This window comes from Alkaliphilus crotonatoxidans (assembly GCF_054658015.1).
The window spans coordinates 496,139-510,401 of the sequence record NZ_BAAHXS010000006.1 but is presented as its reverse complement, the minus strand read 5'-3'; the positions used below and the strand labels follow the sequence as shown (position 1 = coordinate 510,401).

At 43.5% G+C, this 14,263-nt stretch carries 12 protein-coding genes and 1 pseudogene; 5 read left to right on the top strand and 8 right to left on the bottom strand.

What is annotated here, in order from left to right; genetic code table 11:
- Positions 1 to 11 precede the first annotated feature (11 nt).
- On the top strand, positions 12 to 1,058 hold the full coding sequence (gene pseG, locus ACYQ1I_RS14470; RefSeq protein ID WP_459766536.1) for a UDP-2,4-diacetamido-2,4,6-trideoxy-beta-L-altropyranose hydrolase: 1,047 nt from the start codon (positions 12 to 14) through the stop codon (positions 1,056 to 1,058).
- A gap of 72 nt (positions 1,059 to 1,130) precedes the next feature.
- Here pseG and ACYQ1I_RS14465 read toward each other — a convergent pair.
- Positions 1,131 to 1,703: pseudogene (locus ACYQ1I_RS14465) on the bottom strand (pseudaminic acid biosynthesis-associated methylase); the annotation flags it as partial.
- Between the two features lie 198 nt (positions 1,704 to 1,901).
- Here ACYQ1I_RS14465 and ACYQ1I_RS14460 point away from each other — a divergent pair.
- From ACYQ1I_RS14460 to pseI, 3 genes are read left to right on the top strand one after another with little or no spacing between them, the layout of a single operon-like run.
- Positions 1,902 to 3,683: an N-acetylneuraminate synthase family protein gene (locus tag ACYQ1I_RS14460; RefSeq protein ID WP_459766535.1), complete on the top strand. Its 1,782-nt coding sequence runs from the start codon at positions 1,902 to 1,904 to the stop codon at positions 3,681 to 3,683.
- 11 nt (positions 3,684 to 3,694) lie between these two features.
- Complete coding sequence (gene pseH, locus ACYQ1I_RS14455) at positions 3,695 to 4,249, top strand: UDP-4-amino-4,6-dideoxy-N-acetyl-beta-L-altrosamine N-acetyltransferase (protein WP_459766533.1); 555 nt, start codon at positions 3,695 to 3,697, stop codon at positions 4,247 to 4,249.
- A complete protein-coding gene (gene pseI, locus ACYQ1I_RS14450; protein ID WP_459766531.1) occupies positions 4,198 to 5,298 on the top strand; it encodes a pseudaminic acid synthase in 1,101 nt (366 codons plus the stop codon). Before pseH ends, pseI begins: the two co-directional genes overlap by 52 nt.
- A 64-nt stretch (positions 5,299 to 5,362) precedes the next feature.
- Here pseI and ACYQ1I_RS14445 read toward each other — a convergent pair whose 3' ends face one another.
- Positions 5,363 to 5,644 (bottom strand): hypothetical protein, encoded by a 282-nt coding sequence (locus ACYQ1I_RS14445; protein ID WP_459766530.1) that lies wholly within the window; start codon positions 5,642 to 5,644, stop codon positions 5,363 to 5,365.
- A 134-nt stretch (positions 5,645 to 5,778) separates the two neighbouring features.
- Here ACYQ1I_RS14445 and ACYQ1I_RS14440 point away from each other — a divergent pair, with 134 nt between their 5' ends.
- On the top strand, positions 5,779 to 6,330 hold the full coding sequence (locus ACYQ1I_RS14440) for an ArsR/SmtB family transcription factor (RefSeq protein WP_459766529.1): 552 nt from the start codon (positions 5,779 to 5,781) through the stop codon (positions 6,328 to 6,330).
- Between the two features lie 57 nt (positions 6,331 to 6,387).
- On the opposite strand, the gene ACYQ1I_RS14435 is transcribed toward ACYQ1I_RS14440, so the two are convergent.
- From ACYQ1I_RS14435 to ACYQ1I_RS14410, 6 genes are all read right to left on the bottom strand, one after another.
- Positions 6,388 to 7,488 (bottom strand): RtcB family protein, encoded by a 1,101-nt coding sequence (locus tag ACYQ1I_RS14435; RefSeq protein WP_459766528.1) that lies wholly within the window; start codon positions 7,486 to 7,488, stop codon positions 6,388 to 6,390.
- Positions 7,489 to 7,597: 109 nt separating this feature from the next.
- Positions 7,598 to 8,629: a GIY-YIG nuclease family protein gene (locus tag ACYQ1I_RS14430; RefSeq protein WP_459766526.1), complete on the bottom strand. Its 1,032-nt coding sequence runs from the start codon at positions 8,627 to 8,629 to the stop codon at positions 7,598 to 7,600.
- Positions 8,630 to 8,945: 316 nt separating this feature from the next.
- Complete coding sequence (locus ACYQ1I_RS14425; protein WP_459766524.1) at positions 8,946 to 10,292, bottom strand: alpha/beta hydrolase; 1,347 nt, start codon at positions 10,290 to 10,292, stop codon at positions 8,946 to 8,948.
- 253 nt (positions 10,293 to 10,545) lie between these two features.
- A complete protein-coding gene (gene lplA, locus ACYQ1I_RS14420; protein ID WP_459766522.1) occupies positions 10,546 to 11,532 on the bottom strand; it encodes a lipoate--protein ligase in 987 nt (328 codons plus the stop codon).
- A gap of 17 nt (positions 11,533 to 11,549) precedes the next feature.
- Positions 11,550 to 12,941, bottom strand: coding sequence for a dihydrolipoyl dehydrogenase (gene lpdA / locus ACYQ1I_RS14415; RefSeq protein ID WP_459766520.1), 1,392 nt, complete (start codon positions 12,939 to 12,941; stop codon positions 11,550 to 11,552).
- Between the two features lie 11 nt (positions 12,942 to 12,952).
- Complete coding sequence (locus ACYQ1I_RS14410; RefSeq protein ID WP_459766518.1) at positions 12,953 to 14,254, bottom strand: dihydrolipoamide acetyltransferase family protein; 1,302 nt, start codon at positions 14,252 to 14,254, stop codon at positions 12,953 to 12,955.
- Positions 14,255 to 14,263: the final 9 nt, after the last annotated feature.

Sequence of the window (14,263 nt, the reverse complement as noted above, 5' to 3'; positions counted from 1 at the left end):
GGTGATTTTCTTTGATTCCAGAAGCCCGACAGCATTTTTTGTTTCGTACAGATGCCTCTAGCGAAATTGGAATAGGCCATTTTATGCGCTCCCTGGCCATGGCCCAGGCCTTTATGGATCTGGGCCATGAAATTACTTTTCTTTGCCTTTCGTTACCCCTTCATCTAAGAAGCCTGCTGAAGGCCGAGGACATCTCCTTTATTTCCCCAGAGCATATAGCCGTGGGCAGCCACCTTGATGCCCAGCTGACCGCCCAGTACGCTGACTGGCTGGAAGCCGACTGGATTATTGCTGATGGGTATCAATTTGACGCATCCTACCAAAATATTATAAAAACCCAGGGTCACCGATTAATGCTATTGGATGATTATGGTCACTCAGCCTATTACTTTGCCGATATCCTTCTAAATACTGGCCTGGGAGCCAGCCAAAGTCTGTACAAAAATCGAGAACCCTCCACATTACTTCTTTTAGGCCCAGAATATATGCCTATACGTCGTGAATTTTTAATTGGTCGTCATACAAAAAAAATACGCCCGCTAGGCAAAAACCTATTGGTTACCATGGGCGGCTCTGACCCTACAAATATGACAGCTAAAATTTTAAAGAGCTTAGCCCAATTCAATATACCCTATCACATTAGGGTAATCATTGGTCCGGCCTATTCAAATATAAAGGAGCTCTTAGAGTTTATTCAAGGCACCCAAGGAATCACACTTTTTTATAATGTGAAAAATATGCTGACCCACATGCTATGGGCTGATTTAGCCATTTCAGCAGGAGGAGGTACCCTGGCGGAAATGGCCTATATAGGACTGCCCAGCCTTATTATCAAAACTGCAGCCAATCAAAGGTTCTGTCATCTATACGATGAAAGATATGGTGCTTCCCTTTTTCTTGGAAATGCTGATGAAATAACTGAAAATACCATTGGTCTAAAGGTTACACAATTAATGAACGATTTTGGCCTGCGTCGTCAAATGAGTCTGAATGGCCAAAAATTAATAGATGGTTTGGGAGCCAAAAGGGTTCTTAATAGACTGATATCTTTTCAGTAGGCCGTATAAAGGAAATTAAACCCAGAGTCCTATTCAGCACCCTGGGTTTTCAATTTAAAAAGATGTGTGGTATCAGCTTTTCTCTAATAAAAACCAGGTAATATCATCTAAAGGGAAATTGGGATCGTATCGATAAACAAAGCCGTATTTGATTAATCTTAAATCTTTATATTTTTTCAGCATTTCCCCTGCAAAGTCCCGTTTAAACAATTTGTTTTCATGTCCTCGATAGGCTACAGAAACCGGTGTGGGGTTATAATATTCTGCAATACAAATATACTTTTTACTGCTTTGATACAGCAATTCATAGACTTGATCCAAATACTGGGGATTGATATGGATTAATACACCCTTTGTCAATACAAAATCTCTTTGATAATCGGGCTTAAAATCTAAAATGGATTGATGGTATACCTTAATATTGCCCAGCTCCTTTAATTGATTGGCTGCCTGCTCATTTATTTCTATAGCTGACAAAGACATTTTGGGCTTAATTAATCTGATTGCCTGAAGATTAAGACCTATATTGGCCCCAAATTCTAAAACAGAATTAACCCCTCTGGTATAGGATAGGATTTCTGCTATAAGAGAGATGTTATTGGTAAAATCATTGTTCCGTTCAATATATTGATTTCCAAATTCACCAGCCCCAAAAGGCTTCCTGTTCCAATGTAAATCGACTCATTGACAAAGCACTCCTTTATATATATGTGATCCGAAGATTATGGCCTTCTTCATTATATGAAGAGCGCCAATAAAAGGGTGCCGAGATGCAGTGGCATATTTTGTATCAAATCATAAAATACAGTATGATCACATTACATTAATATGGAGGATTGAAGAATGGAAAGAACTAAAATCATTGCCGAAATTGCCAACGCCCACCAGGGAGATGCCAATATACTGATGGGTTTGATTAAGGCGGCGGCTGCCGCCAGGGCCGATGCAGTAAAATTTCAGTGGTTTAAATATAATTACCTGGCAACAAAGGATTATTCCTTTTATGAGGCCTATCAACAGCTCTTTTTCCCCCAGGCCATATGGAAAAAAGCTTTAAAATATGCCAAAGAGCTGGGAATGGAGATATGGGTAGATGTATTTGATCAATGGGGATTAAACCTGGTTTATGAATTTCATTCCCTGATTGACGGCTTTAAAATTCCACCTACCATTATACAGTCCGACGATATGATCAGAGAGCTACTCACCTTTAACAAGTCGGTTCTTTTGGGGGTTGGTGGCTGGTATGACAGTGAAATTGACAGCTTTATCGATTTGGTTCGCCAACATAAAGGCACCCAAAAACTAACTTTAATCCATGGCTTTCAGGGCTACCCCACCAAAACAACCGATGCCAATCTAAGGCGAATTCAGTACCTAAGGAATCGCTACCAGCTTCCAGTTGGCTTTGCTGACCATGAGGATGCCTCAAAGCCCCTTGCCCAAGCCCTACCTGTATATGCCATCTTTGCAGGGGCGGTCTTAATTGAAAAGCACATAACCCTTAATCGTAATAAAAAGGGGTACGATTATTTTTCCGCCCTGGAACCCCATGAATTTGAAGCTATGGTCAATCAGCTTCGAATAGCAGAGCCGGCCCTGGGCAGCATCCAGGTAAATGAAGCTGAGCGAGGCTATTTAAAGGATTCCCTTCGGGTAGTGGCTAAAACCCCCCTGGAGCCTGGGGAAATTGTAACCCTTGACAAGGTAGCTTTCAAGCGCTGTGCCGCTGAAAATGCTTTGATGCCTAAAGCCTTGAAGGAAAAGCTGCCCCTGGTGGTTCAATCAGAGAAAAAAATTCTTCAAGACCAGCCAATTTTAATGGAGCAGCTGGAAAAGCCTAAAATCACCATTGGAGTAATTTGCAGACTTAAATCCACCCGATTGGCTCAAAAGGCCTTACTTCCCATTTATGGGATTCCTTCGGTGGAGCGCTGTTTAATCAATTGCCTGGCAGTGCCTGAGGTAGACCAAGTGGTACTGGCGACCTCTCATTTGTCGGAGGATGATCCCCTTGAGGAATTTACCCTGGGGGGTAAGGTTAAGGTTTTACGTGGCGATCCAGATAATGTGGCCGGGCGTTTATTACAGGCTGCCCAGGAAACAAACGCCAATATTATTCTCCGGGTTACAGGAGATTGCCCTGCCGTTTCACCGGAAATATTGAGCCTGCTAATTGAAGCCCACTTAAGGACAGGAAGTGATTTAACCCTGCCCAGGGCCGAGCATGCACCTGGAACAGCAGGAGACGTCTATACCGTAGAGGCCTTAAAACGTCTACTGAATCAATCTAAGCCCCTGACCCATACCGAATATCTTTCCTTTTATTATCTCAACAATCCTGATATTTTCTCTGTTCATCGCCTTGAGCTGCCGGCGGAGCTGCAATATCCCCAATGGCGCCTAACTTTGGATGAACAGAAGGACCTGGAGGTCTTTGAGCATATTTATCGAGATTTGGATATTCAGCACAGGCCCCTGTTTTTTCATCAAATAAGAAATTACCTGCTTACCCACCCCCATGTGACTAAAATTAATGCCGATGTACGATTAAAGTGGAAGGTGGATAAAAAGCTAATTAAGGAATTGCTGGAGGCAACAAAGCTAAATCATCATAGTCATTAGGAGGGTTGTTTATGATCGAAATAAGTCATTGTGATTTAGTTGATTTGCAGGAAAACCACAGAGATTTACTCTTCAAGTGGCGTAACCAGAAGCATATACGGATCAATATGTATCACGACCAGATCATCAGCCCTCAGGCCCACAATCTTTGGTTTGACAGAGCCCTGGCCTCCAACGGTATCATTGGCAAGATCATGGTGTGGAAGGACACTCCCTTGGGTTTTGTCAACTTTACCAATTTTGATCCCGTTAATAACCGGTGTGAATGGGGCTTTTACATTGGCGAGCCCAAGGCACCAAAGGGAGCTGGAAAGATCATGGGAATACTGGCCTTAGATTATATATTTCACGTTCAGCATATTAGAAAGTTATGTGCAGAAGTATTGTCTGTTAATCATAAAAGTCTTCAATATCACCAACGACTGGGCTTTGTAGAGGAAGGCAGGCTCAAGGAACATCTGCTAAGGAATAACGGCTATATCGACGTGATCGTTTATGCACTCTTCCCTAAAAAATGGAACGAAACCCGAGGGCAGCTTTTAAAAGAATGGAGGAAACAATTATGATTACCCCCGTGTATCTGGGTAAAAGAGCCATTGGCCCTGGTTATCCACCCTTTATTATTGCTGAAATGTCAGGCAACCATAACCAATCTCTGGAACGGGCCTTAAAAATCGTAGAAGCCGCAGCCAAGGCAGGTGTTCACGCTCTAAAGCTTCAAACCTATACAGCCGATACCATGACCCTGGATATAAACGATGATCACTTCACGATCAACGAAGAAAAAAGCCTATGGAAGGGCTATTCCCTCTACCAGCTTTACCAGGAGGCCTATACCCCCTGGGAATGGCATAAACCCATTTTTGATCGGTGCAGGGAGCTGGGAATCATTGCCTTTAGCAGCCCCTTTGATGAGAGTGCCGTTGATTTTCTTGAGGAGCTGAATGTCCCCTGTTATAAGGTGGCTTCCTTTGAGAATACTGATTTACCCTTAATTAAAAAAATTGCTGCCACTGGAAAGCCCATGATTATATCTACCGGGATGGCCACCATTGCCGAGTTGGATGAAACCGTCAGAACCGCCAGGGAGACTGGGTGCCAAGATTTAATACTGTTAAAATGCACCAGTACCTACCCTGCCTCCCCCGAAAACACCAATTTGGTTACTATCCCCCATATGCAAGAGCTATTTCAGTGCCATACAGGTTTATCTGACCATACCATGGGGGTGGGGGCCGCTGTGGCTAGTATCGCCCTGGGGGCAACAGTAATTGAAAAGCATTTTACCCTTTCCCGGGCCGAAGGAGGGGTTGATGCCGCCTTTTCCTTAGAGCCTGAAGAGATGGCACAGCTGGTTATAGAAGCCCAACGGGCCTGGCAGGCTCTGGGCCGTATTTCCTATGGTGCCACCAAGGCAGAAAAATCCTCTGTGGGCCTGAGAAGATCATTATATATTACAAAGGACATGAAAGCCGGCGAAGCTTTAAGCAGAGAGAATCTGAGGGCCATCAGACCCGGTTTGGGGCTGCCCCCCAGGTATTATGAGCTGCTCCTTGGCAGAGTCGTAAAACAGGATATAAAAAGGGGTACACCCTTATCCTGGGATTTAATATAAAACGAAAGGTCAGCAATCCTTGAAAAGGGATTTTGAGCTGACCTTTACACAGTTATAATCCGTATTATTTTTTTAACTTTTTGATTTGATTCTGAATATAGTCTAAATTCTCTAATTCATCGGGATCAAAATCCTTTTTCCCGTTAATGATTATGGCTTTATCGTCCAATCGCTGTTTAATCATAAAATATTTCTTTTCTTCAACTTCGTTGACAGTCTCCTGATTTGGTTCCCAGGGCTCATAGGCTTCATATTTCCATTGCCTCCCCTGCTGATATATAATAAAGCTTTTTTCACCTTCCTTCAGGGGCTGCTGAAGCTGTTCGGCCAGTTCCTTTAGTCGCAAAGTCTGTTCCTCCTTTAAATGGCTTGTTTATACAATTATAAAGAATTCTGGCTATTGAAACAAGGTATTTTTTTCTCGATTTATCTGCTGCAAACAAGATTGCATTGACGATTGATATTACAGGAGGTGTTACGATGAATAAGATAAAAACCCTCACTACAGTAGATGAAATAAAGGCCTTCACTAACCCCTATTGTTTAGAAATATTTTCAACCCTTCAACAGCTAAAAAAGCCTGCCACTGTGAAACAAATTGCAGTTAAAATGGGGGAGCTACCTACCAAGGTGTATTATTATCTCAAAAACATGGAAAAGACAGGTCTGATTAATGTTGCCTTTATTGAAGAAATTGATGGAATTATTGAAAAATACTACGAACCCACCGCTGAATGCTTTAAAATTGAAAAGAAAAAATTACGTCCTGAGCTTATAAATGAAATTGTTAAGGAGGAAAGATTGGCCTTTGCTGCCATATATGAAAGAAATAAAGAGCTTTTCCTAAAGCATGTCGAGAACAAAACCGGTCAAGGTACCCTTTCCAGTGGCATAGTCTACTTAACTGACCAGGAGGCCGAAGTGATTTCAAAAAAACTTAAAACCCTTCAGGAGGAATATGGGGAAAGAAAGCGCTCTGATCAGAGGGCCTATAGCCTCTTTAGCAGCTTTATTAAAACTGAAGCCGATTAACAAAGGAAATCCCTTAAGGTCATTTATTTATTGACCTTAAGGGGCTTTTTATTAATGCTATTCTGCTGCTTTAAAATTATAGATGGGCCGCAGGGTATGAACAATATCTACGGTGTCTTTGATATGGCTTATGATTTCCTCCATGGGCTTATAGGCCATGGGGGCTTCGTCAAGGGTTTCTTTCCTAACAGAGGTGGTATAAATTCCCTTCATGGTCTTTTTGAACTCCGAAAGGGTTAGGCTGTTTTTTGCCTGAATCCGGCTCATAAGCCGCCCTGCTCCATGGGGGGCAGAATAGTTCCAATCAGGATTACCTTTACCTACACAAATCAGGCTGCCATCCCTCATGTTGATGGGAATCAACAGCTTTTCCCCAGCCTGGGCCGATACGGCCCCCTTTCGTAGAATCATGCGGTCGGTATCGATATAATTGTGAATAGTGGTAAATTGCTCAACAACATCCAGCTTCATGGCCTTAACAATTTCCCTCAGAATTGCCTTGCGATTGATGGCAGCAAACTGCTGTACAATTTTCATATCATGAATATACTGATGAAACAAATCTCCTGATGCATAGGCCAGGGCCTTGGGTATTGCTGTTTTATTTAATCTTTTAAAGGCCTCCTGCTGGTAAAGCTCTGCCACCTGTCTGCCTAAATGCCGGCTGCCGGAATGAACCACCAGGTATAACTGTCCCTTTTCATCTCGGTTGGCCTCGATGAAATGATTTCCGCCTCCAAGGGTGCCAATGCTCCTTTGAGCCCTGTTTAAATTAACATCCCCCTTACAATGAAGCGCTTCTAAATCGATTTCTTCGTTATAGGGATGGGCCTTATCTCGTATCCCAAAGCCACTGGGAATTTTTTCATAGATTATCTTGTCCAGCCTTTGAAGCTCTATATTTTTATTGCCCAATCGAATTACTTCCATGCCGCAGCCGATATCGACTCCTACTAAATTGGGAACAACTTTATCATAAATCGTCATGGTGGTTCCAATGGTACAGCCTGCTCCTGCATGGACATCGGGCATAATTCGAATGGTACTATTTTGGGTAAATTCCTGACAGCAGAGGGTTTCAATCTGCTTTACTGCCGTATCGTCAATCCGATCGGTATAGACAATGGCCTGGTTATGTGTTCCTATTATGGTTTTCATTTATTAATCCCCCTGTTAAAGCGATTTTTTGAAGGCATCTGCCGTTTATTCTACTATATTTTAACATCAATAACAATAGCAATAGCATTTATCTCTTTAAAGGCTGTCTCTAAAGGTCAGCTGCTGATTTTTCCCGAAGATTGGTGATAAAGGTTTCTATATCGTTAAATTTATCTATTTTTAAAATTGTCTTATTGTTTAAATCCTTTATTTCCTTTTCTATGATTTGCTTAAAATCAATTCTGGCCTTTTCATTATCTATTCCTTGCTGTAAAGGTGCAAGATTCTGGGCTTCCCTAATAAAGGCCGCCACTGCCCTTTTAGACAGCCTGGCATATCTCCGTTTTAATACAATGCCATCATTGGCAATATAAAAAACCTTATAGCCTTCCTTCAGCCTTTCCCCCAATATGAGCTCCCCAGGCTCCTGACCGCTGTTCACCCCTGTTAAGGGATTGCTCTTCAAATATTTTAAATAATCCATCATATTTTTATAGTATAGGGCCTGTTCATAGTGTAACTTTACAGCTGCCTTTTTCATTTTTGCTTCAATAACCTTTAAAAATATCTCCATGGCCTGTTCTGCTGAAAATATTTCAAGCAGGCAGCTGCGATTTTTTTCAAAGCCTGCCGTATCCATCATTTGGGGTAAGAAATGATATGTAAAGTCATAGCCCTGCGGCCCCCTTGTTATGGGATAAATATTTCGAAAAAAATCTGCTACATCTCCCAAAATATGCTTGCTTCGGAAGGGCCCTATACAATGGTCATCCTCTCTTTCAGTCACAATGGCAAGGGGGTGGTTTCCCGGATTCCTTTCAATTTTTAGATACTGGTACCCCCTATCATTTTTAAATTGACTGTTATAGGGGGGCTTAAGCTCCTTAATTAAGCTACATTCCAATAGTTGTGCCTCGAGGTGGGTATCCGTCACGATATATTCTATCTCATAAATATGAAAGACCATTCGTTTAATCTTGTTCCATTGATGTTCTGTATAAAAATAAGATCGAACCCTCGACTTTAACGACTTGCTTTTTCCTATATAGATAATGTTTCCCTGGCGATCCTTCATAAAATAAACCCCAGGTGCTGGTGGAATCGAGCTTAATTGCTCCTTTAAGGTCTGAGATATTTCCATGGTCTTATCCCCCCTTTAATCCATTTTCTAGTGACAGTATACAACAGTTTTATCTGGCTGCCTATCCCTTTATACAATACAATGAAAAACAGAAGATTTTTACTTTACTTTTAGCTTCACATCTGGTTCAGCATCTCAATCAATTTTCTATTGGCTATTCCCTTCTTTTAGGTCTTTTTTTGCTATTTTGCTTTTATGTGTTCTATAGCTTTTTTCATCAACGGCATCAATAAACAGCCAGGTCAACCAACGGCTATATACGAAATATCGTCTACAAGAGTCGATTGACCTGACTTTACCTTTTTTACAAAATTATTTATGATTCATTATGATGAATAAACTCAGCAATATCATCCATTACTTGATTATCTACCTTTGATTTCACCGCATATTCAGAAAGATCCCGTTTATTTTGGGTTGGCATCATCAGATGATTTAGCCCCGGATAAAGGTGCAGTGTTGCATTGTTCCTGTTTGACAGCTTTTCCTGCCAAAGCACATAGTCAACCTCCGGATAAACCTGAAAGTCGGCATCTCCTTGTAATACAAGAATTGGCAGACTCACCCGGTCAATATATCGCTCCCCTGAATATTGTATAATAGAACGCCAATATTTGACAGGCAAATCCAGCAACTTGGTGTTATCAGAAAGATCTTCCGGCAGATTTCTAAGGGTCTTTATATCTGCTTCAACCTGCTTTAGCTGCTGTTCCAACAATTCCTTATCTTGATCCGAAAGGGTCGGTCTTATTGCTTCCGCCGCCTCTAAAACCTGGTCATAGGAAACCTCATAGAGGGGCCTGAGGGTACCTGCCATGGAAATGATGCCAGCCAGTTCAGGATATCGGTCGGCTATGGCAGGTGCCAGGGAGCCTCCCAGACTATGGCCCAAAACATATATTTCCTTGGAATTAATTCTTTCATCTGCCTTGGCCAGTTCTATGGCAGTATAGACATCCTCCAGCACTTCATCCTCCAGGGTAATGGCATTTCCTAGCTTTTCTGCCGCCTCCGGATACTGGTAATATCGCTTATTGTAGCGAATTGTGGCTATCCCCCTGTCTGCTAGGCCCTGGGCAATGTCCTTGAAGGGGGTGTTGCCTGAAATTGCTTCATCCATATCAGAGGCCCCTGACCCATGAACTAAAATAACCACCGGAGGATTATCAACCCCGTCGGGTAGGGTCAGCTTTCCTTTCAAAGGAAGACCTGGGTCACCGGCAATAGTTACATCCGATTCCAGGAGGCTATTGGCACCTTCAGCCTCTTTAATTTCTTCGTAGGTGGTTCTAAGGCCGGTTACCTGGCCCTTGGTATTAAATACTGTGGTCACCAAAACACCATTGCCTTCATACTCCAAAAGAACCTTCACAGTGAGCTGCTGGTTATTCGTGGTACTGGTGGTGGAAACCCGCCGGATATAACTGCCAAGGGGTTCAATGGTGGTATCCCACCCCTCCTTTAATACCTCTTCCGTTAATATGTCCGCTACTTCCCGACTGAAGTCAGCTCTGGCCTCCTTAAAATCTCCCCTGATCATGTTTTCTACAAGGGCCTCTGCCCGGGACTCTAATTCAGCCGTATCAAACTCCTTTTGCTGGCTGCACCCAACCATTCCTCCTACGATCAATACAACTAAGATAAGAACAACTACTTTCTTCATATCTGCACCTTCCTTTCGGCTTAGAAGCCTTCCTTGACCATTTCCATTTTTCTTATTGAAGGATATAAGTTTATTTTAATTTTATTCCTTTTCTGCCCGAAGTCAAGGCTGCATAAGAATTTATTAAATATCTTTGCTAATTTTATGGGTAATATTAAATCTATAATAGTATATTTTCCCACGAAAAAGGCCCTCAAGATTTCAACAACCTCTGGGCCTTTTTTCTTCCCTTATAATTCACTGCTGAAGGCGTTTATCCGCACAATACCTCCAGCAGCTCCTCCTTATTTATTCCTCCAAAATATTGTTTAATGGGAACCTTCCCCAGGGCTTCTCTTAAAAGCTCCTTCTGATAGGGCTTCCCCTGTAAATAAGCCTCCAAAGGCTCTACGTCTGCCACACCTAAATAATCACCTAAAAAGCGGCAGTTTTTAATTTTTCCTTCCATTACATCCAGCAACACCTGGATTTTTCCCCCTGGAAACCTTCTTTCATTCATTACGTTACACGCTGGCGATTCTCCATAGTTCCAGTCCCAGGTGGCATATTGGTTCATGGCCAAGGCTTGAATTTTTTCCATATCATCCCTGGTAAGTTTCATTTCTTCTGATTGATAATTGTTTGAAAGGGCCCTCTCTATTCGATGATAAAATTCAATGACGTTCATTTCCTCTTGCAGATAATCCTTAATGTTGGCCACTCGACTTCGGACCGATTCAATACCCTTTGATTGTATTTTATCGACACTGACCCTGAGGGAGCCGGCCAGATCCTCTAAATTTACATCAAACATCAGGGTACCATGGTGCATTAAACGATCCTGGTGGATTCGCTGGGCATTGCCTGAAACCTTCTTCCCCTCCACTGTAATATCATTTCGTCCCGACAGCTCCGCCGGAATTCCCATTTCCTGAAGCACCTTAATAATGGGGGCCACATATTTTTTAAAATCCACCTGATCGATATCCTGAACCTTTGATATAAAGGTGAAATTTAGATTTCCCAGATCATGATAAACTGCTCCGCCACCGGAAATTCTTCTTACCACGTAGGTTTTTCTCTGATCTACAAAGGTTGAATTAATTTCCTGCAGAGTGTTTTGATTTTTTCCAATGATGATGGAGGGTTTATTTTGCCACAGTATAAAATAATCCTCATCCAGCAACACATTTTTCAAGCAGTATTCCTCTAAAGCCAGATTAATATAGGGATTTTTTGAATGGTTCACAATATAACGCATGGTTTTCCTCCTGTCAATTACTTAGGCAGATGCAGGGCCGTACCATGGACGGCATGGGCCGCTTCATGGAGTGCTTCTCCCACAGTGGGATGACCATGGATGGTGGATATAATTTCATCAATGGTGGCCTCTAGTCTAAGGGCCAGGGCCCCCTCCACAATTAAATCTGTTGCCCTGGGCCCTGCCATATGGAGTCCCAGGATTTCGTCGGTGGCAGCGTCCACTACAAATTTCACTAGACCATTGCCCTCACCCATAATGAGGGATTTCCCATTGGCATAGAGAGGAAAAATTCCTGTTCTAACCTGGTAGCCTTGTTTTTGGGCCTCTGCTTCAGTTAAACCTACACTGGCCAGCTCAGGCTTTGTATAGACCCCCGAAGGAATGGCCTTAAAGGTAATGGTGGGCCTGATTCCCATTATGCTTTCCGCTGCCAGTACCCCCTCTGCTGAGGCCACGTGGGCTAAAAGGGTTCCTCCATTACAATCGCCAATGGCATAGATGTTTTCTAGGCTGGTCTGCATTGTCCTGGGGTCTACCTTAATGGCTCCCCTATCAATTAATATGTCCACTTCCTCTAGCCCCAAATTCTTTATCACCGGGCTTCTGCCAATGGCCATTAATACCTTTTCGGCTTCTATCGTAATATTTCCCCTGGGGGTTTCAACCTGTACCGCAAGCTTGTTATCTGCCCTTTGAATCGCCTGCACCTTACTATCAACATGGATTTTGGCACCTGATTCCAGTATTTGATTTTGAAAAACCTCCACAATATCCTGATCCAGGGCGGCCATTAATCGTGGCATCGCCTCTACAATGGTGACCTGGGCACCAAAGGCATTGTAGATTCCTGCAAATTCGCAGCCAATGACACCGCCCCCAATAATACAAATGCTCTCTGGCACTTTATTTAAGGAAAGGGCTTCAGTACTGGTAATAACCCCCTCTTGATTTACTCCTGGAATCGGGACGATTTTAGGCTCTGAGCCGGTGGCAATGACCGCTTTGTCGAAATAGACCCTTTCAAGCTCCCCATGGGTCAGTTCCACTTGAATATGGTTTTGATCAATTAGCCTGCCGGTTCCCTTTAGGTGCCGAATTCCATTGGACTGAATTAACCCTTCTACTCCACCTACCAGCTGGTTGACAATTTGCTCCTTCCTGCCCTGGAGGGCTGCCCAATCTAATGCCAGCTTTGGAATATGAATTCCCAGCTCCTGCCCTTCCCGGTGAAGGGTTTCATAGATTTCTGCCGTATGGAGCAGTACCTTGGTGGGAATACAACCTACATTTAAACAGGTGCCTCCCAGTCTTTCCTTCTCTATCAGGGTGACCTCAGCCCCTAGCTGGGCTAAACGTATGGCACAAACATAGCCTCCGGGACCGCCACCTAATACAGCTACCTTCATTGTTCCACCTCCTATAACAGCAATAAGCCGGGTTTTTCTATATATTGCTTCACACGATGAAGGAACTGGGCCGCCACAGCTCCATCGGCCACTCGATGGTCGGCAGTTAAAGAAAGCTTCATCATGGGTCTGCTGACAAGATTACCCTTATCCAAAACAGGAACCTCATTAATGGCATTGACCCCTAGTATAGCTACCTCCGGCTGATTGATAATTGGTGAAAAGGAATCAATTCCGTACATGCCCAGATTGGTTATGGTAAAGGTACCTCCTGTAAGCTGGTCGCCAGTAAGCTGGTTGGTCTTAGCCCTGTGGGCCAAGTCCCTCACCTGGCTTGAAATTTCCTTCAGACCCTTTTGGTCGGCATATTGTATGACCGGTACAATCAGGCCATTTTCAATGGCAACAGCTACACCCATATTAACATAATTTCTGGTAATGATCTCATCTCCCTCGATTGAAGAATTTAACAGCGGGAACTCCAGTAATGCCTGGGCCACAAGCTTTACAAGGAAATCTGTATAGGTTAGCCGCTGATATTCCTTCAGCTCCTCCTTAAGGCCCTTAAGCTGGGTCATATCAACGGTAATATCATAGGTTACAGCTGGTGAGACATGCCAGCTTTCCGTCATTCTTTCGGCAATAACCCTTCTCATCTGGCTCATTGGGGTTCTTATCTCTGTGGGGTTAACTACCCTGGCATATTGCTGATTGTGATGGTGTCGCAATACATCCTCCTTCATGATTCGCCCCTGGGAAAAGACCTCTGACAAATCGACTCCCAAAGCACCGGCGGTTTTGACGGCCATGGGTGACGCCTTTCTATCCAAGGGGCTGCCATTTTCAACATCTGCCAAAACAATTCTTCCCTTGGGGCCACTCCCCTGAATATGGGTTAAATCCACTCCCTTTTCCCGGGCCAGCCTTCTGGCAGCCGGCGAAGCAATGATCCTGCCGGTGCTTCTAGTTTCTTTTTCTTCAGGGACTGCCTCAGAGGCCCTGCCTTTAGGCGCCTCTGTCGGCGACTGGGGTTGGGCTTCACCTGCCTGGGGAATCAGACCGTCGATGTCTTCATCGGCCTCTGCTATAACGGCAATAGGCTTTAGGCAAGGAACGGAATCTCCCTCCTGGGCTAACAGCTTTCTCACAATGCCACTGCTGCTGGCTTCTATTTCATTGGTCAGCTTGTCGGTGGCCACCTCAAATAGCTTCTCTCCTGCTTGAATTGGCTCTCCCTCCTGCTTAAACCATTTTGTAATTTTTCCCTGCTTCATGGTCAGCCCCAGCTTGGGCATGACAACTAAATTCGCCATAATGATACC

Coding starts and splice junctions, on each gene's coding strand:
- ACYQ1I_RS14435 (WP_459766528.1), bottom strand. CDS start 7,488: ATGAAAACCATAATAGGAACACATAACCAGGCCATTGTCTATACCGAT.
- lpdA (WP_459766520.1), bottom strand. CDS start 12,941: ATGAAGGTAGCTGTATTAGGTGGCGGTCCCGGAGGCTATGTTTGTGCC.
- pseI (WP_459766531.1), top strand. CDS start 4,198: ATGGAACGAAACCCGAGGGCAGCTTTTAAAAGAATGGAGGAAACAATT.
- lplA (WP_459766522.1), bottom strand. CDS start 11,532: ATGCGTTATATTGTGAACCATTCAAAAAATCCCTATATTAATCTGGCT.
- ACYQ1I_RS14460 (WP_459766535.1), top strand. CDS start 1,902: ATGGAAAGAACTAAAATCATTGCCGAAATTGCCAACGCCCACCAGGGA.
- ACYQ1I_RS14410 (WP_459766518.1), bottom strand. CDS start 14,254: ATGGCGAATTTAGTTGTCATGCCCAAGCTGGGGCTGACCATGAAGCAG.
- ACYQ1I_RS14440 (WP_459766529.1), top strand. CDS start 5,779: ATGAATAAGATAAAAACCCTCACTACAGTAGATGAAATAAAGGCCTTC.
- ACYQ1I_RS14430 (WP_459766526.1), bottom strand. CDS start 8,629: ATGGAAATATCTCAGACCTTAAAGGAGCAATTAAGCTCGATTCCACCA.
- ACYQ1I_RS14425 (WP_459766524.1), bottom strand. CDS start 10,292: ATGAAGAAAGTAGTTGTTCTTATCTTAGTTGTATTGATCGTAGGAGGA.
- pseH (WP_459766533.1), top strand. CDS start 3,695: ATGATCGAAATAAGTCATTGTGATTTAGTTGATTTGCAGGAAAACCAC.